A 16949-nucleotide genomic window follows, 5' to 3' on the forward strand; every position below is an offset into this window, starting at 1 on the left:
AGGGTGGGTGACATGCGTTTCGGAGTGCTGGGGCCGTTGGCGGTATGGACCGACGACGCGCGCCCGGTCCGCATTCCAGAGCTCAAAGTGCGGGTGCTGCTCGCGGCGCTGCTGGTGGAACCGGGACGGGTCGTGCCCGCCGACCGGCTCGTCGACGACCTGTGGGGTACGGCGTTGCCCGCCAATCCCGCCGGGTCGCTGCAGACCCGCGCCTCGCAATTGCGGCGCGTGCTCGGCGACGCCGAAGCAGGCGGCCGGGAACTGCTGGTGTCGCGCTCCCCCGGCTATCTCCTGGACGTGGCCGCGGGCTCGGTGGACTCCCAGGTATTCCAGCAGTTGCTGCGCCGCGCCCGCGACACCGACGACATCAGCACTCGCGCAACACTTCTCGCCGAAGCGCTGGCCTTGTGGCGTGGGGATGCGCTCGCCGATCTGGCCGATCACGACTTCGCGCGAATCCCGGTGCTGCGTCTCGAGGAGCAGCGACTGACCGCCGTCGAGGACCACGCGCAGGCCCGCATCGCGCTGGGCGACCACGATCTGGTCGCCGACGAACTCGGCGAGCTCACCGAAACGCATCCGCTGCGTGAACGTTTGCGTGGCGCGCACATGCTGGCGCTGTACCGATCGGGGCGGCACGGGGAGGCCCTGGACTCCTACCGGCGGTTACGCGATCACCTCGCCGAGGAGCTCGGCCTGGACCCCAGCCCGGAGCTGGCCGCGTTGCATCGTGCTGTGCTGGAACAGGATCCGGCGCTGGGTGCACCGGTTCGGCCTGCCGCGGCGCCGGTGACGCCGCGTCGCGATCTGCCCGTTCCGGCTACCTCGTTGATCGGGCGCGAGGACGATCTCGCGGCGATCGGCGCGCTGCTGGGCGTCGAAAGGCTGGTAACGCTCGTCGGGCCGGGTGGCGTGGGCAAGACTCGACTCGCATTAGCTAGTGCCGCAACATATCCCGCGCGTGACGGCGTGCTGTTCGTCGAGCTGGCGGGGCTGTGCGTGGACAGCGATCCGGATAACGCGTTGCGAGCGCTCACCGAAGTTGTCGCAGCCGCATTCGAGGTTCGTGACGATTCTGCCCCGTCGAGTCCATTCCCGGTGCCGGACAACGGCTCTCAATTGAGTCACCTCGCCGAGACGGTGCGCGCCAAGCAACTGTTGCTCGTGCTGGACAACGGTGAGCACGTCGCCGATGCGGCCGCGAGGGTCGTGTCACGCCTGCTCGCCGCCGCACCCGAACTGCGGGTACTGGTCACCAGCCAGGTGCCACTGAACATCGCCGGCGAACACATCTGGCCGGTGTCCCCGCTGGCCGTTCCCGACGCACTGCGGACCGCGGACGCGGCCGACTCCACATCGGTGGCCGACCTGCAACTCTCCTCCGCCGCACAGCTTTTCGTCGAACGCACCCGATCGAGCACGCCCGGTTTCACCGTCACCGACGACAATGCCGCCGCGATCGCCACCATCGTCGCCCACCTCGACGGACTGCCGCTGGCCCTGGAACTAGCCGCCACTCGGGTTCGCGCGCTGGGCGTACACACCCTCGCTGAACGCATCGACGACCGATTCACCCTGCTGTCGGCCGGTTATCGGGACGCGCCGGACCGGCAGCGCACCTTGCGCGCGGTGATCGATTGGAGCTGGGAACTGCTCGATGACGCCGAACGCACAGTGCTGCAACGACTCTCGGTTCACGCCGACGGCGCGACTCTAGAGTCGGCGGAGGCGGTCAGCGCGGGCGGCAGTATCGCGACCGGAGATGTCGCGGAAATCCTCGCGCGACTGGTCGATCGGTCCCTGATCATCGCCCCCACCACCGATGTTCGCCCGCGCTTCCGGCTGCTGAAATCGATCGCCGCCTACGGTGTCGACCGATTGCGTGACAGCGGTGCGGAATCCCCCACGCGCCTGCGACATCTCGCCTACTACCTCGACTTCGCCGACCGCGCCGACCGACACCTGCGCACCGCCGACCAACGCCGCTGGCTGTCCCGCCTGGACACCGAGTCCCCCGATCTGCGCCGAGCACTCGAAACAGCCCGTGCCGCAGGCAGATCCGCTGACGCGTTACGCCTGGTCAACGCCCTGGCCTGGTACTGGGTGATGCGGGGACGGCTGGCCGAGGGCATCCGATCCCTGGACGTCGCCCTCGCGGTGCCCGGCGACACCGACCCGACCGCACGTCGGGTCGCCCTGCTGTGGCGCCGGGCGTTGGCATTGGGCGCGGGCCATGCCGAATCAGCGGGCACCCGGTCGGCGGAACCCACGCACCACCCCGCGCCACGTCCCGGCCCCGCGGAACTGCGCGCGCGCTGGTACCTCGCCCACGCGCACTCCGGCTTCGCCGCCCACCAGGACATGGACGACGCCGCGGACCTGCTCATCGCCTTCGCCGACGACGACTGGGGCGTCGCGGCCGCCTCGGCGTCACTGGCGCGCGAGGCGTTCGGCCGCGGCGACCTGACCGGACTGTGCGAGCACGCGCGACGCAGCAGGGACCTGTTCGCCCGCACCGGTGACCGCTGGGGCCAGGGCATCGCGGACTTCCTGCTCGGCAGCCACGCCGAAGTCACCGGCGACCTCGACGCCGCCCGCGACTACCACCGCGCCGCCCTGACCACCGCCGAAGAACTGGGCCTGTGGACCGAAGTCGGCGAACGACTCACCTCGCTGGGTCGGCTCGCGTTACTGCGCGGCGAGCTCGAGCACAGCGCCGAACTGCACGAACGCGCCCGTCAGGTCGCCGTGGACCAGGGCCACCTCGTCGGGGAGGAGTCCGCCGTTCTCGGCCTCGGCCTGGTCGCCCGGCGCCGAGGTGACTTGCCCGCCGCCCGCGAATACCTCGGCGCGTGGCTGGACTGGCATCTACGCGCCGGGTCGCACTTCGGCGCCGCGCTGATCCTCGCCGAACTGGGCTTCACCGCCGAATTGTCCGGCGACGCCATCGAAGCCGAACAGCTGCACCTGCGCGGCCTCGACAGCGCCCTGCGCACGGGCGACCCACGCGCCCACGCACTGGCGCTGGAAGGTCTGGCCGGATCCCGTTCGCTGGCAGGGCATTCCACGCACGCCGCCCACCTTCTCGGCGCCGCCGACGCCCTCCGCCGGTCCACCGGCGCCCCACTGCCCGATGCCGAACGCGGCGATGTCGACCGCATCGAAGCCCGCATCATCGCCGACATCGGGGCACTGCCCCTATCGACCGAACTCGCCACGGGCCGCACGCTGGACCCCACCACCCTGCACACAGCGCAACCCGCGAACCCCTGAGCGCAGACCTCGAGTCGACCCTGAGTTCCTCCGAAGCCCGCCCCGGCACGGTGAACCCATGACACACACCGACAGCACCAGAAGCCGCGCCCACGTCCACACCTTCGCCGATATCAAACCCGACTTCGACAGCATCGTCGGCGCGATCAACTACGCCACCATGACCACCGTCGACACCAAAGGCCGGCCACGGTCACGAGTGCTGATCCCGGTGTGGGAGACCGATTCCGAACAACCCCTCGGCTGGCTCGGCACCTATCGCACGCCGGTGAAAGCCGCGCATATCGCGGGAAATCCACACGTCACCTTTTCCTATTGGAGCCCGGCCCAGAACACGGTCTCGGTCGACACCGTGGCCACCTGGACCGACGACCCCGCCGAACGCGAACACGTCTGGGACCTGTACCGCCACGGCAGCCCGCCGGGTGCGGGTTATGACCCCGGTCAATTCTGGCGCGGGCCGACCGATCCCGAATTCGCGGTGCTGCGGCTGCAGCCGTGGCGGATCCAGGTATTGCGCCGTCGCGATCTGGTCACCGGAATTCCCGCGCGAATCTGGCGGAGCTCGAATCAGGGGAATTGATCACCGCCCGAGACTTTCGCCAAATCTCCACTTTTCATAGCAAATATGCATTTCTTCCCGCGACGTGGGCGTGGCAGGTCATCAAATTTGCCGAACGGGCTTCGTCGCCCACCAGCGTCCCCTCAGTTATGACGCCGAACGAACCGACCGGCCCGTCAAGACAGATCTATCCCCCTTGACAGATGCACCTAAACACGCCCAGTACTGGCAGTACCGGATATACCTGTTTCACGCAGTCGCAGTAACTACTGGTCACATGCAGTGTGACGACTCACGAGGGCAAGCGCCGAGCAGCTTCCATCAGGAAGAAAAAAATGAACGAATCCAAGTGAGTGAAACGCCCGGTTGCCACTCCTCGCCAACGGCGCTACGTTACCGGCGTCACATCTGGTAGCGAATGCAAGGAGAAAGATCATGGGCTCATTCCAAGAGCTGCTCACAGCCTTCCTGGAGGGGTACGGCTCGCTCGCGGTGGCCGATACATTGCTCCCGACGTTCATGGGCTCGCTGGCTGGGTTCTTCGCGTAATTCGCCAACCGTGGGCACCGTCGTTCAGCCGCAGGGCTGCATCAATACCTCTCAGGAGTAACACGTGGGATCGTTGTACGAATTTCTCGCGACCGGCACTGGCAGTCTCAGTGCGGCCGTGACGCCTTTCCTCAATGCGCTGATCAGCGCGAGCGGCGGCCCGTACGCCCCGTAATCGCGGGCGTGGCACACATCTTCATCACTCATCAGGCAAGGAAATACACATGGGCTCGTTGACCGACCTGCTTTTGATCGCCATCTCGGGACTGGGTTCCGCGCAAGAGGGCGACAACCTGCTGTCGACCTTCCTCGGCTCGGCGCAGGCATTCTTCCCGTAATTCCCCCTCACCATCAGGAGTAAAAACATGGGTTCCCTTTTCGAACCACTGTCGTCGGCTGCGGGCAGCCTCAGCAACACCGCCCTGCCGTTCATCCAGGCACTGATCAGCCTCAGCGGTGGCACGCCCACCCCCGGTAAGTAGTTCCAGCGCACGTAGTTTCAGCGCGGTACGGGGGTCGGCCATCGGTCGGCCCCCGCTTCCGCCCGAGAAGTCAGCAGGCTCGCAACACCATGAACAACGAAATGCTCCGCGTCATCATGTCGACCGCCTGTGCCCTGGCCATCGCCACGACGCCCGTGTTCATCGACGGCGCGCAGGCGTCGGCGACACCGGGCGCACGACTGGTGAGCCAGACCGCATCCGGCCAGGTCACCGAGCTCGAGGTCTACTCGCCCGCGATGGATCGCACGATCGCCCTGCGCGTGCTGCGACCGACCGACACCTCGCGCCCCGCGCCCACGCTGTATCTGCTCAACGGCGCAGGCGGCGGCGAGGATGCGGCCAACTGGCAGGGTCAGACCGATGCCGACGGGTTCTTCGCCGACAAGCACGTCAACGTGGTGACCCCGATGGAGGGGGCTTTCAGTTATTACACCGACTGGCAGCGGCCCGACGAGGGACTGGCCAAGAACCTCGAGAACAACGGCAACAACATGTGGACCACGTTCCTCACCCAGGAACTGCCGCCGGTGATCGACGCGGCGTTCGACACCACCGGCGAGAACTCCCTCGCGGGCATCTCGATGGCGGGCACCTCGGTCCTCGATCTCGCGATTCAGGCCCCTGACCTGTACCGCAGCGTGGCCGCGTACAGCGGCTGCGCGATGACCAGCGACCCGATCGGCAAAGCCTTCGTCTCGCTGGTCGTGCGCATGGGCGGCGGGAACACCGAGAACATGTGGGGCCCGGACAACGACGCGACCTGGCGCGAACACGACCCCTACGTGCAGGCACATCGCCTGCCCAATATCCCGATCTACGTCTCCGCGGGCACCGGGCTGCCCGGCCCGCACGACACGCTGACCAATCCGCGCGTGCACATCAACGGCAAGAACCCGTCGAACATCCTCACCAATCAGATGCTGGTGGGCGGCGGCATCGAGGCCGCGACCGCGTACTGCACCGCCAGTCTGGCGCACCGCACGCGCGAACTCGGGCGCACGAACATCACCTACAACATCCGGCCCACCGGCACCCATTCGTGGGGCTATTGGGAAGACGACCTGCACACCTCCTGGCCGATGATGGCCATGGCACTCGGCATATGAGCGCTGAACTGCGGGTGGGCACCCAGCGGCTGAGCCCGCGCGACGCGGTGTTCGTCTACGACGAGACCGACCGGCACGTGTCCAATGTCGTCGCGGTGTACTTCGCCGACGCCTCGGGCCGCTCCGCGTTGACCACCGACCAGGTGCTGGCCTGGGCGCGCACGAGTATCGGGCACGCGCCGCTGTTCTCCCGGCGATTGCGGCGGGTTCCGATGGACCTGGATCTGCCGTACTGGGTGCCCGACCCCACGCTGTCGGTACGCGAGCACATCACGTTGACACGGCCTGCAACATGGGATGATGCCCGCGCCCGGATCGCCGAAATAACTTCGGCGCGAATGGATCTCACGCGTCCGCCGTGGGAGATCCATGTCATGGACGGGGTAGAAGGCGTGCCGGCGATGCCGGGTGCGACCACGATCGTGGTGCTGAAGTTCCACCACAGCGTCGGCGACGGTGTCGCGACCAGGGAGCTGGAACAGCGACTGTTCGGCACGAAATCCGCGCCTTCGGTTCAGCTCGATCGAGCTCGGCCGATATCCGCCGCCGTGCGGACGGTCGGCGCGCTGACGTCGGCGCCGGTGCGTTTCATCGCCGGACTGCGCCGCTCGCGGGCGGCCAAGGACGAACTACAGGCCCTCGGTACGATGAAAGAGCCTGTCCCCCTGCGTCCGGCAACCAGGTTCAACCGAGACATCCACTCGGAGTTGACGTTTCACCTGCTGCCGATCCCCATGAAGGAAGTACTGGCAGCGAAAGCCGCAGCGCCACAACGCGTCACGGTCAACGACCTGATGCTGACCACCATCGCGGGCGCGTTGGCCACCTACCTGGCCGAACGCGACGAGACACCCGACGGCTCACTGGCGGCGATGGTGCCGATGTCCATGCGCGGTGTGGCCGAATGGGATTCAGCCAATCAACTCACCCAGATGATCGTGGATCTGCACACCGACATCACCGACCCGATCGCCCGACTCCGAGCCATCAAAGACTCCGCGGGCGCGGCCAAGAAGCGCACCAGGGACCCGGTCGTTCAGCGCACCGACCGCCTAGTCGAAACCGCACCCGCCCTGCTGCTGCGCGCCGCGGGCTGGGCCAGAGCCCAACGCCGTTTCGACGACTCCCCCACGGTCCCACTGTGCAACACCACCATCAGCAACATCCCCCCGGTGACCGACACCCTCACCTTCCGCGACCGACCGATCACCCGCGTCGTCGGCTCACTGCCCATCCTCGACGGCGACGGCCTACGCCACCTGATCACCTCCCAAGGCGACGAGATCGTCATCGCGGTCACCACGAACGCCGCGATGATGCCCGACCCGCAGCACTACGGCGACCTACTGCTCGCGTCCTTCCGCGAACTCGCCGCCGCCCTGCTCGCGTTCGGCATTCCGGCGCCCACCAGCACCTGAACCCGGCGGGACTCGACCTGGACACTCGATCACCAGGCAACCACGCAAAATCCTTCTCGGCCGATATTTGCGTCAGAGCCTGGTGATCATCCGTCCAACCGCTAGCGCTGCAGGCAGCTGCTGCGCCGCACCGCGAGACCCCGCTCCTCGAACGCACCGAGCAGCAACTGGCCCCGGCGAGCCCCCGCGGCGGCATCCGCGCGAGCCAGATCGGGCACGTAGGTAGCCGCGCCGACAACGGATTCGCCGACCAGCGCCCAGAACCGGCGAGCCGACAGCCCCGAGCACCGGGTGAGCACCGACTGCAACGGCATCAGCGACGAGGCGCACCGCTGCGCGAGCCAGACCGCCATGGCCGCCTCACAGGGGAACGCGACCGCGCCGGGTTCGGGATCGCAGTCCACGACCCGGATCGTGGTGTCGGTCAGCCCGGCCCAGTCGATGCCGCCGTCGTTGTCGTGGTGGATCCACAGGTTGTCGCGACCGGGATCCCACGCCTGGGCGTCCATCACGAACAGCGCGGTGACTCGGCCCGCGACCGCGTGGATGAGTGCGGTGGCCACGACTTCGGCGGCGATGTCGTCATTGATCATCTCCGCGGCGTGCCTGCGATACATCAGTTCGACGCGGCCCTCGGACAGCCCGTTCGGAATATGCCACCATCGCCGTTTACCCTGTCCGCTCATCGCCGCGACGGCATACACGCGCGGATGTTCGGGTTGCAGGGCTTGCAACCTGGCACAGGCGCGGTCGAACGCGGCGGTGGACACGGACGTGGTGGTGACGGGCTCGGACATCGAACCTCCTCGAACGGTTGGTTCCCGTGACGATGATGTCTCGGAACATAGGTTAGGCTTACCAGACTCGACAAGTCATGTCCGGTTCGAGGCAGGAGAAGTTCGTCGCCGTGATTCACCCTGGGGCCGTCAGACGTCGTCGTCTGACCGGGCTTCTTCTGCTCGTTGTGTTGCTCACCGTGGCAGTGGTCGCCAGCATTGCCATCGGCACTCGCTCGCTGTCACCGACCACGGTGTTCGACGCGCTCGTACACGGTCTCGGCTGTGACGGCGGCCCGTTCCGATGCCCGGCCCGCTCCACCGCCGAGGAAATCGTGCGTGAGCTACGTCTGCCGCGCACCGCACTTGCCCTGGTCGCCGGGATGGCGTTGGGCGTGGCGGGCGCGCTCATTCAGGGGTATACCCGGAATCCGCTCGCTGATGCCGGATTGTTAGGACTCAATGCGGGAGCCGGGTTTCTGGCGGCGCTGAGCATCTTCGTTTTCGGGTTCACCGCGCCCGCGCAGTACATCTGGTTCGCCTTCGCCGGGTCGGCGATCGCGGGGGTGATCGTGTTCGGGGTGTCCTCGATCGGCGGCGGCAAAGCCAGCCCGTTGAGCCTGATCCTGGCCGGTGCCGCAGTGACTGCCTTTTTGCAGGCGATGACGAATGCGGTGATCGTGCTGGACAACGCGGCGCTGGACACTTACCGGTTCTGGGTGGTCGGCACGGTGAACGGGCGCGACGCCGGGGTGTTCTGGCAGGTACTGCCATTTCTGGTGGTCGGGTTGGCGATGGCGATCGCGGCGGCGCCGGGGCTGAACCTGTTGAGCCTGGGCGACGATGTCGCGCGCGGGCTCGGCGTGGATGTCGGGCGGGCGCGGGCGTTCGGGTTGGTCGCGGTGGTGCTGCTCAGCGGTGCCGCCACCGCGGCGGTCGGGCCCATCGCGTTTCTCGGACTGGTGGTGCCGCACATCGCGCGCACGATCACCGGGCCCGACAACCGGTGGTTGATTCCGTACTCGGCGCTGCTGGGCGGGTTGTTGCTGTTGGTGGCCGATATCGCCGGACGGGTTGTGGCGCGGCCGGGCGAACTGCAGGTCGGGGTGATGTTGGCCGCGGTCGGTGCGCCGTTCTTCATCGTGCTGGTGCGCCGCAAGAAGTTGGTGTCGCTGTGAGTGAGATCGAGCTGCGAAAAGTTCGTCCGGCGTTGCGCTTCGGGCCCGTGTCGCTGGTCCTTCGGCCGGTGATGCTCGGCATCGTGCTCACGCTGGCGGTCGCGGTGGTGCTGCTGTTCTGCCTCGACATCGCCGTCGGCGACACCCATATCCCCCTCGGCCGCGTGCTCGATGTCCTCGGCGGCGGCGGTTCCCGATCGCAACGCTTCATCATCCTCGAATCGCGCCTGCCCCGCGCCCTCACCGCCGTGGTGGTCGGCGCCGCGCTCGGACTGTCCGGTGCTTTGATGCAGTCGATCCTGCACAACCCCCTCGCCGGCCCCGACGTCCTCGGCATCACTACCGGCGCCGGCGTCGGCGCGGTCGCGGTGCTGGTCGGTAGCGGTGGCGCGACAACCGGCCTGATCGCCACCGTCGGCACACCCCTTGCGGCCCTGACCGGCGGACTTCTCACCGCCGTCGTCATCTATCTGCTGGCCTGGGGACGCGGCCGCGCCGGTGAACGCGGCGTCACCGGTTTCCGCTTGGTCCTGATCGGCATCGGCGTCAACGCCGTCCTGATGTCGGTGATCAGCTGGCTGCTCACCCGCGCCAGCCTCACCGACGCCGCCCGCGCCCAACTCTGGCTCAACGGCTCACTCAACGCCGCCGACATGTCCAGCGTCGTGCCCGCGGCGATCGCGTTGACCCTCGTGACCGTGGTGTCGCTGGTGTCCGCGCGAACACTGGCCGCGCTGCGCCTCGGTGAGGAATCCACGCGAGTACTCGGGGTGCGCATCCAGTCACAACAGGCGCTTCTGATCGGCGCATCGGTAGTCGCGGCGTCGGTGGCGACAGCGGCGGTCGGCCCGGTCGGGTTCGTCGCGCTGGCCGCCCCACAAATCGCCCGGATGGCCCTGCGCACCCCCGGCGAACCGCTGATCGCCTCGGCCCTCACCGGTGCCGCCCTGGTCGCGGGCGCCGACATCGTCTCCCGCACCCTGCTGCCCGTCGACCTCCCGGTCGGTATCGTCACCGCCGCGCTGGGCGGACCGTTCCTGCTCTACCTGCTCGTGCGCATGAACCGGAAGGCCACGCTGTCATGACCACCCCCGTTCACCGCCTCGCCGCCGACGCTGTTTCCCTCGGCTACGGCGACCGGGTGATCGTCGACGAACTCAGCCTCGACATCGCCCCCGGCGTGGTCACCACCGTCATCGGCCCCAACGGCTGCGGCAAATCCACCCTGCTGAAATCGCTGGGCAGGCTGCTGCGCCCGCGCGACGGCCAGGTCGTACTCGACGGCAAAGCCATCTCGTCGATGAAGACCAAGGACGTGGCCCGGGTGGTGGGCATGCTGCCGCAGACACCCGTGGCACCCGAGGGGCTCACCGTGGCCGACCTGGTCGCGCGCGGACGTCACCCGCATCAGTCCTGGTTGCGGCAGTGGTCCGCCGACGACGAGACCGAGGTCGCCGCCGCGCTGACCCACACCGGCATCGCCGACCTGGCCGACCGCAGCCTCGACGAACTGTCCGGCGGCCAACGCCAACGCGCCTGGATCTCCATGGCACTGGCCCAGGGCACCGACATCCTGCTGCTGGACGAACCCACCACCTACCTCGACCTCGCGCACTCCCTGGAGGTCCTGGATCTGGTCGACCGCCTGCACGCCGAATTCGGCCGCACGGTGGTGATGGTGCTGCACGATCTCAACCTCGCCATCCGCTACAGCGACGAACTCGTGGTCATGAAGGAAGGTCGCATCGTCGCGCAGGGCAAACCGGCCGACATCGTCACCGCCGAACTGCTCGCCGACGTCTTCGGTCTCGAGGCCACCGTGCTCACCGATCCGGTGTCTGGGCGGCCGATGGTGGTCCCGATCGGGACCAGGCACGTGCGCGGCGCGGTCGGGTATGACGAATGACACACAGCAAACACCGGGTTACGACAAACTGTAGTACGCACGTTTGTCGTTGAGGCCGTAAAATCGGTGGGATGGCAGGTCTCGGCGAACTCGAAAAAGCGGTCATGGACCAGTTGTGGTCGGCCGATGAGCCACTGACGGTGCGGCAGGTCCACGAAGCGCTGGCCGCGCGGCGCGAGCTCGCGTACACCACGGTGATGACGGTGCTCCAACGATTGGCGAAAAAGGATCTGGTCGTGCAGCGACGCGACGATCGCGCGCATCGATACGCACCGGTTCACACCCGCGACGAACTGGTCGCGAGCCTGATGGTCGACGCGCTGCAACAGGCCGACGCCGCAGGTAGTCGCGCCGCGGCGCTGGTGCACTTCGTGGAACAGGTCGGCAAGGACGAAGCCGACGCACTGCGCGAGGCGTTGGCAAAGCTCGAATCCGACGAAAACAGCGGCTAGACTCCCTGGCGGCTCTCACAATGGAGTGAGCGCCACCTCGCCCCACAACGCAGTGAGCAGAGTCGATGAACGCAACCGCGGCAGTCTTCGCTGGCCTCGCCTTGCTTCTCGCAGGGCCGGTACCAGCGTTGTTGAGTCGCGCTACCTGGGTGCATCGCAGTCCACGCGCGGCCCTGGTGTTGTGGCAGGCCATCGCGCTGGCCGCCGTGCTCAGCGCCTTCGGCTCCGGCTTGGCCATCGCCAGTCTGCTGCTGGTTCCCGGCCCCGACGGTAGGCCGACCACCTCGCCCACCCAGGAGATCGACGCGCTCGGTCTGCCGCTGTGGCTGCTGTATGTGCTGGTCTTCGCCCTGACCCTGATGGTCGGTGCCCGGTTGATGTTCTCGATCGTGCGCGTCGGTGTGCACACCCGACGCCGCCGCTCTCGTCATCGGATGCTGGTCGACCTGCTCGATCAGAGCGGTCCGGTGCGGCGCGCCGCCGATATCCGCGTGCTGGCCGCCACCGAACCCATCGCCTACTGCCTGCCCGGCCTTCGCCAACGCGTGGTGATCAGCGAGGGCACGCTGACCAGCCTCGATGATGCCGAAGTCACCGCGATCGTGAGCCACGAACGCTCCCACCTGCGCGCCCGCCACGACCTCGTGCTCGAGGCGTTCACCGCCGTGCACGAGGCCTTCCCCCGCGTTGTCCGCAGCAAAGCCGCTCTGGGCCAGGTGAAACTGCTGATCGAACTGCTCGCCGACGACTCCGCGGTCAAGGTCACCGGCCCCAAACCCCTAGCGCGCGCGCTGATCGCCTGCGCCAAGTCCACCGCACCGCAGGGCGCGCTGGCCGCGGGCGGACCGAGCACTCTGATTCGCATCCAACGGCTGGCCACTACTACCGGAGACGTGAGAGTCGCCACCGCCGCCTATCTCGGCTCGGCCGCGATTCTGGTCGTGCCGACCCTGGCCGTGGCGGTGCCGTGGCTGCAGGAATTGCGTCGCCTGTTCCACGGCTGACCTGGCGATCAACCGCCGTTTCCCGCAGCGTTCCCGGCCGGCAAGATCGACAGCCGCAACCCGGTTCGATCACGGAACAGACGTTGCCACAACCACTTACCTGACCAGCTTGTTTACCCAACCGAGGCCGAACACGCCTATCCTGGGAGACCGGTCCTTCCTGCTGGGCCGCGCCCCGCTCACGCCGAAGCGCGTATTCGGGTAATCGGCGCCGATCATCGTTCGGCGCGATTCGCAGCCCAACGAAAGGCCAACTTGACCACCTCTGCTGTGTCCAACGAACCGACCTTCGCCGAACTCGGCCTGCCCGTGGAACTGGTGCAGACCCTGCGCAACGCGGGCATCGACAAGCCGTTCCCCATCCAGGCCGCCACCATCGGCGACGCCCTGTCCGGGCGTGACGTGCTCGGTCGCGGCCCCACCGGCTCGGGCAAGACCCTGGCCTTCGGCCTGCCGATGCTGACCCGCCTGGCCCAGAGCGGCCAGTCCAAGCCCGGCCGCCCGCGCGGCCTGGTGCTGGTGCCCACCCGCGAGCTCGCGACCCAGATCGAGAAGGCCCTCGAAGAAGGCGCCCGCTCGCTGGGCCTTCGCGTGGCCTCGGTCGTCGGTGGCGCGCCGATCAAGCGTCAGGCCGACCGCCTCGCACGCGGCGTCGACCTGCTCATCGCGACGCCGGGACGCCTCGACGACCTGATCAAGCAGCGCAACGCCGACCTGTCCGACGTGACGATCACCGCGCTGGACGAGGCCGACCACATGGCCGACATGGGCTTCCTGCCCCAGGTCACCCGCCTGCTGGACCGCACCCCCAAGCAGGGTCAGCGTCTGCTGTTCTCGGCCACCCTCGACGGTGACGTGGACAAGCTGGTCAAGCGCTACATGCACAACCCGGTCACCCACTCGACCGCGCCCGCCGAGGCCTCGGTCAGCACCATGACCCACCACCTGCTCTACGTGCGCGACAAGAACATCAAGCGCACCGTGGCCACCGAGATCGCCGCCCGCGACGGTCTGACCATCATGTTCGTGCGCACCAAGCACGGCGCCGACCGCCTGGCCAAGCAGCTGCGCGGCGCCGGTGTCGACGCGGGCTCGCTGCACGGCGGCAAGGCCCAGAACAACCGGGTCCGCACCCTGGCTGCCTTCGCCGACGGGTCGGTGCCGGTGCTGGTCACCACCGACGTCGCCGCGCGCGGCATCCACATCGACGGTGTCTCGCTGGTCGTGCACTTCGACCCGCCCGCCGAGCACAAGGCGTACCTGCACCGCGCGGGCCGCACCGCGCGCGCCGGTGAAGACGGCGTGGTCGTCACGCTGGTCACCGACGAGGAGCGCAAGGACGTCGCCGCGATGACCCGCAAGGCGGGCGTGCAGACCGACGGTGTGGACGTGCGTCCCGGCGACCGGAACCTGGTGGAGATCACCGGTGCCCGCAAGCCCAGCGGTATCGCCCTGGCCACGCCGGTCGCGCCCGCACAGCCCACGCGCTCCGCGGCAGGCGGCGGTCGTACCCGCCGTCCGCGCACCGGCGCCCCGACCGCCGAGCCTGGTCGTAGCGGTGCCCCGCGCCGTGACCGTCCGGCGCACGAATCGCGCACGCGGAAGCCGACCGTGACCGGCGGCGGACACGCCCGCACGGGCGACACGCCGACTAGTTCTCGTCGTCGCGCCGCGCGTCCGGCGTCTCCCGCGGTGCACCGCAACCGCACCGCAAACTGAGTGATGGCGTGGCCGAACCGATTACGGTTCGGCCCCGCTGCTTTTCCGGGGATGCCGCGTGCGCCGTCGAGATGCCCGAACCCTGCGACTCCCCTGCGCGGCCGCGCGCTGACGCGAGCTGATCGACCACACTGAGCCGGTGACGAACCATCCGATCGCGGCCATCGTGTGCGCGCTGATCGCGGCCATGTTGTTCGCGCTGGCCGCCGTGGCGCAGCAACAGGCCGCCGCGGCCGTGCCCGAGGGCGCTTCGCTCATGAGCACCCTGCTCCGCAGTCCCCGCTGGTGGTCCGGGATCGGTGGCGACGCCGGTGGTTACGCCATGCAGGTCCTCGCACTCACCTTCGGTGCGGTGCTGGTGGTTCAGCCGATCCTGGTGAGCGCCTTGGTGTTTGCGCTCCCGCTGTCGGCGCGACTCAACGGCCAGCGCATCACCGCACGCGCCGCCACGTCCGCGCTGATCCTCGTCGCCGCGCTCGCCCTGTTCCTGATCGTGGGCGATCCGACCGTCGGCGAAGACAACGCACCCTTCCGAAAGTGGTTGGCGCCCTTGGCAATTCTTCTGGGAGTCATCGCGGCGGCAACCCTGGTCGGCCTGCTGGTTTCGAGCCGATCAGCCAAGGCACTCGCGCTCGGCCTCGCCGGTGGCGCCCTGTTCGGTCTCGCCGCGGCACTGACAGATCGCGTGGTCCACCTGTTCGGCGACGGCCTCGGCGCGGTCCTGAGCGGCTGGCAGACCTGGACCCTGGTGGCCGCGGGCCTGCTCGGCCTCTACCTGCAACAGCGCGCCTTCCAAGTCGGACCACTGTCGGCCTCCCTGCCCGCCTTCACTGTCGCCGAACCCCTCGCCGCCGCGTTCCTCGGCCTCACCGCCCTCGACGAACAGTTGCGCACCGACGGTGTCGGCCTGGTCGTGGTCGCCGCCTGCGTGGTGGTGATGTGCGCGGCGACGGTCGTTCTGTGCCGGACCAGAGCGGTCGCCGAACAGCCGAACAGCTGAATCGGTACGGGGGATTGCGCACCGGAGTACTCACAGGGCTACCATTGGTCAAGTGCGATTTCTTCCGGGACCCCAGCCGCCGTATGACCTGACCTACGACGACCTGTTCCTGGTCCCGAACCGGACCGAGGTTGCGTCCCGGTTCGATGTGGACCTGGCCAGCGTCGACGGGTCCGGTACCACCATCCCCCTCGTGGTCGCGAACATGACCGCCGTCGCGGGCAAGCGCATGGCCGAGACCGTCGCCCGCCGTGGCGGCATCGTGGTTCTCCCCCAGGACCTGCCGCTGCCCGCCGCCGCCGACACCATCGCGTTCGTCAAGAGCCGTTCGCTGACCGCCGACACCCCCGTCACCCTGGACCCCGAGCGTTCGGTGTCCGACGCGATGGCCCTGATGCACAAGCGTGCGCACGGTGCCGTGGTGGTCGTGGAAGGTGGCAAGCCGGTCGGTGTGGTCACCGAGGCCGCCTGCGCCGATGTCGACCGGTTCGCGCGTCTGCGCGAGGTCGCGTTCACCGATTTCGTCCAGGTCCCCGTCGAGGCGTCCCCCCGTGACATCTTCGACCGCCTCGCCGAAGCCCACGCCCAGCTCGCGGTGCTCACCCACCCCGACGGCACCCTCGCGGGCGTCATGACCCGCACCGGCACCGTGCGCGCCGGCATCTACACCCCCGCCGTCGACGCGAACGGCAAGCTGCGCGTCGCGGCCGCGGTCGGCATCAACGGTGACGTGGCCGCCAAGGCCAAGGCCCTGGCCGAAGCCGGCGCCGACGTGCTCGTGCTCGACACCGCGCACGGCCACCAGACCAAGATGCTGGAATCCCTGCGCACCGTCGCCGACCTCAACCTCGGCCTGCCCCTGGTGGCCGGCAACGTGGTCTCCGGTGACGGCGTGCGCGATCTCGCCGCGGCGGGCGCGAACATCATCAAGGTCGGTGTTGGCCCCGGCGCCATGTGCACCACCCGCATGATGACCGGCGTCGGCCGCCCGCAGTTCTCCGCGGTGGCCGAATGTGCCGCTGCGGCAAAGGAACTGGGCGTGCACGTGTGGGCCGACGGTGGCGTGCGCCACCCCCGCGACGTCGCTCTGGCCCTGGCCGCCGGCGCGTCGAACGTGATGATCGGTTCCTGGTTCGCCGGCACCTACGAGTCCCCCGGCGACCTGCGCATCGACCGCGACGGCAACAAGTACAAGGAAAGCTTCGGCATGGCGTCCAAGCGTGCCGTGGCGGCGCGCACCGCCGCCGACAGCTCCTTCGACCGGGCCCGCAAGGCCCTGTTCGAAGAGGGCATCTCCAGCTCGCGGATGCGTCTGGACCCCGAGCGCCCCGGTGTCGAGGACCTCATCGACCACATCACCTCGGGTGTGCGCAGCTCCTGCACCTACGCCGGTGCGCGTTCGCTGCCGGAATTCCATGAGAAGGCCGTGCTCGGCGTGCAGTCCGCAGCCGGTTTCGCGGAAGGTCGCCCGCTGCCCAGCGGCTGGTGAACCCCGCGCGACGG

At 68.4% G+C, this 16949-nt stretch carries 13 protein-coding genes; 12 read left to right on the plus strand and 1 reads right to left on the minus strand.

Going from position 1 to position 16949, the window contains the following annotated elements:
* Positions 1-12 precede the first annotated feature (12 nt).
* The 4 genes from ACFWU5_RS15945 to ACFWU5_RS15960 all read left to right on the plus strand — a co-directional run bounded on the left by ACFWU5_RS15945 (position 13) and on the right by ACFWU5_RS15960 (position 7411).
* Positions 13-3273 carry a BTAD domain-containing putative transcriptional regulator gene (locus tag ACFWU5_RS15945; protein ID WP_379267673.1) on the plus strand — a complete coding sequence of 1087 codons (3261 nt, stop codon included), beginning with the start codon at positions 13-15 and terminating at the stop codon, positions 3271-3273.
* Positions 3274-3331: 58 nt separating this feature from the next.
* A complete protein-coding gene (locus ACFWU5_RS15950; protein WP_379242091.1) occupies positions 3332-3856 on the plus strand; it encodes a pyridoxamine 5'-phosphate oxidase family protein in 525 nt (174 codons plus the stop codon).
* A gap of 1099 nt (positions 3857-4955) precedes the next feature.
* On the plus strand, positions 4956-5993 hold the full coding sequence (locus ACFWU5_RS15955) for an alpha/beta hydrolase (RefSeq protein WP_379267674.1): 1038 nt from the start codon (positions 4956-4958) through the stop codon (positions 5991-5993).
* Complete coding sequence (locus tag ACFWU5_RS15960) at positions 5990-7411, plus strand: wax ester/triacylglycerol synthase family O-acyltransferase (protein WP_379267675.1); 1422 nt, start codon at positions 5990-5992, stop codon at positions 7409-7411. Before ACFWU5_RS15955 ends, ACFWU5_RS15960 begins: the two co-directional genes overlap by 4 nt.
* A 101-nt stretch (positions 7412-7512) precedes the next feature.
* Here the strand turns inward: ACFWU5_RS15960 and ACFWU5_RS15965 are convergent, their stop codons facing one another.
* Positions 7513-8208 carry a hypothetical protein gene (locus ACFWU5_RS15965; protein WP_379242094.1) on the minus strand — a complete coding sequence of 232 codons (696 nt, stop codon included), beginning with the start codon at positions 8206-8208 and terminating at the stop codon, positions 7513-7515.
* Between the two features lie 77 nt (positions 8209-8285).
* On the opposite strand from ACFWU5_RS15965, the gene ACFWU5_RS15970 reads away from it, so the two are divergent.
* The 8 genes from ACFWU5_RS15970 to ACFWU5_RS16005 all read left to right on the plus strand — a co-directional run bounded on the left by ACFWU5_RS15970 (position 8286) and on the right by ACFWU5_RS16005 (position 16935).
* A complete protein-coding gene (locus ACFWU5_RS15970; protein ID WP_379267676.1) occupies positions 8286-9365 on the plus strand; it encodes a FecCD family ABC transporter permease in 1080 nt (359 codons plus the stop codon).
* Positions 9366-9436: 71 nt separating this feature from the next.
* Positions 9437-10450 carry a FecCD family ABC transporter permease gene (locus tag ACFWU5_RS15975; RefSeq protein ID WP_379267688.1) on the plus strand — a complete coding sequence of 338 codons (1014 nt, stop codon included), beginning with the start codon at positions 9437-9439 and terminating at the stop codon, positions 10448-10450.
* Positions 10447-11271, plus strand: a complete 825-nt coding sequence (locus tag ACFWU5_RS15980) for an ABC transporter ATP-binding protein (protein WP_379267677.1) — start codon at positions 10447-10449, stop codon at positions 11269-11271. The genes ACFWU5_RS15975 and ACFWU5_RS15980 overlap by 4 nt, the downstream gene beginning before the upstream one ends.
* A gap of 62 nt (positions 11272-11333) precedes the next feature.
* Positions 11334-11723 carry a BlaI/MecI/CopY family transcriptional regulator gene (locus ACFWU5_RS15985; RefSeq protein WP_281220972.1) on the plus strand — a complete coding sequence of 130 codons (390 nt, stop codon included), beginning with the start codon at positions 11334-11336 and terminating at the stop codon, positions 11721-11723.
* 65 nt (positions 11724-11788) lie between these two features.
* On the plus strand, positions 11789-12727 hold the full coding sequence (locus tag ACFWU5_RS15990) for a M48 family metalloprotease (protein WP_379267678.1): 939 nt from the start codon (positions 11789-11791) through the stop codon (positions 12725-12727).
* A 255-nt stretch (positions 12728-12982) separates the two neighbouring features.
* Positions 12983-14446: a DEAD/DEAH box helicase gene (locus ACFWU5_RS15995; protein ID WP_379242098.1), complete on the plus strand. Its 1464-nt coding sequence runs from the start codon at positions 12983-12985 to the stop codon at positions 14444-14446.
* 139 nt (positions 14447-14585) lie between these two features.
* Entirely contained in the window at positions 14586-15446 is an 861-nt protein-coding gene (locus ACFWU5_RS16000) for a DMT family transporter (RefSeq protein WP_379267679.1), read from the plus strand.
* A gap of 52 nt (positions 15447-15498) precedes the next feature.
* Positions 15499-16935, plus strand: a complete 1437-nt coding sequence (locus ACFWU5_RS16005; protein WP_379267680.1) for a GuaB1 family IMP dehydrogenase-related protein — start codon at positions 15499-15501, stop codon at positions 16933-16935.
* Positions 16936-16949: the final 14 nt, after the last annotated feature.

The sequence above is a fragment of the Nocardia sp. NPDC058640 genome, from assembly GCF_042716995.1.
Classification (GTDB): domain Bacteria; phylum Actinomycetota; class Actinomycetes; order Mycobacteriales; family Mycobacteriaceae; genus Nocardia.

Coding starts and splice junctions, on each gene's coding strand:
- ACFWU5_RS15945 (WP_379267673.1), top strand. CDS start 13: ATGCGTTTCGGAGTGCTGGGGCCGTTGGCGGTATGGACCGACGACGCG.
- ACFWU5_RS15950 (WP_379242091.1), top strand. CDS start 3,332: ATGACACACACCGACAGCACCAGAAGCCGCGCCCACGTCCACACCTTC.
- ACFWU5_RS15955 (WP_379267674.1), top strand. CDS start 4,956: ATGAACAACGAAATGCTCCGCGTCATCATGTCGACCGCCTGTGCCCTG.
- ACFWU5_RS15960 (WP_379267675.1), top strand. CDS start 5,990: ATGAGCGCTGAACTGCGGGTGGGCACCCAGCGGCTGAGCCCGCGCGAC.
- ACFWU5_RS15965 (WP_379242094.1), bottom strand. CDS start 8,208: ATGTCCGAGCCCGTCACCACCACGTCCGTGTCCACCGCCGCGTTCGAC.
- ACFWU5_RS15970 (WP_379267676.1), top strand. CDS start 8,286: ATGTCCGGTTCGAGGCAGGAGAAGTTCGTCGCCGTGATTCACCCTGGG.
- ACFWU5_RS15975 (WP_379267688.1), top strand. CDS start 9,437: ATGCTCGGCATCGTGCTCACGCTGGCGGTCGCGGTGGTGCTGCTGTTC.
- ACFWU5_RS15980 (WP_379267677.1), top strand. CDS start 10,447: ATGACCACCCCCGTTCACCGCCTCGCCGCCGACGCTGTTTCCCTCGGC.
- ACFWU5_RS15990 (WP_379267678.1), top strand. CDS start 11,789: ATGAACGCAACCGCGGCAGTCTTCGCTGGCCTCGCCTTGCTTCTCGCA.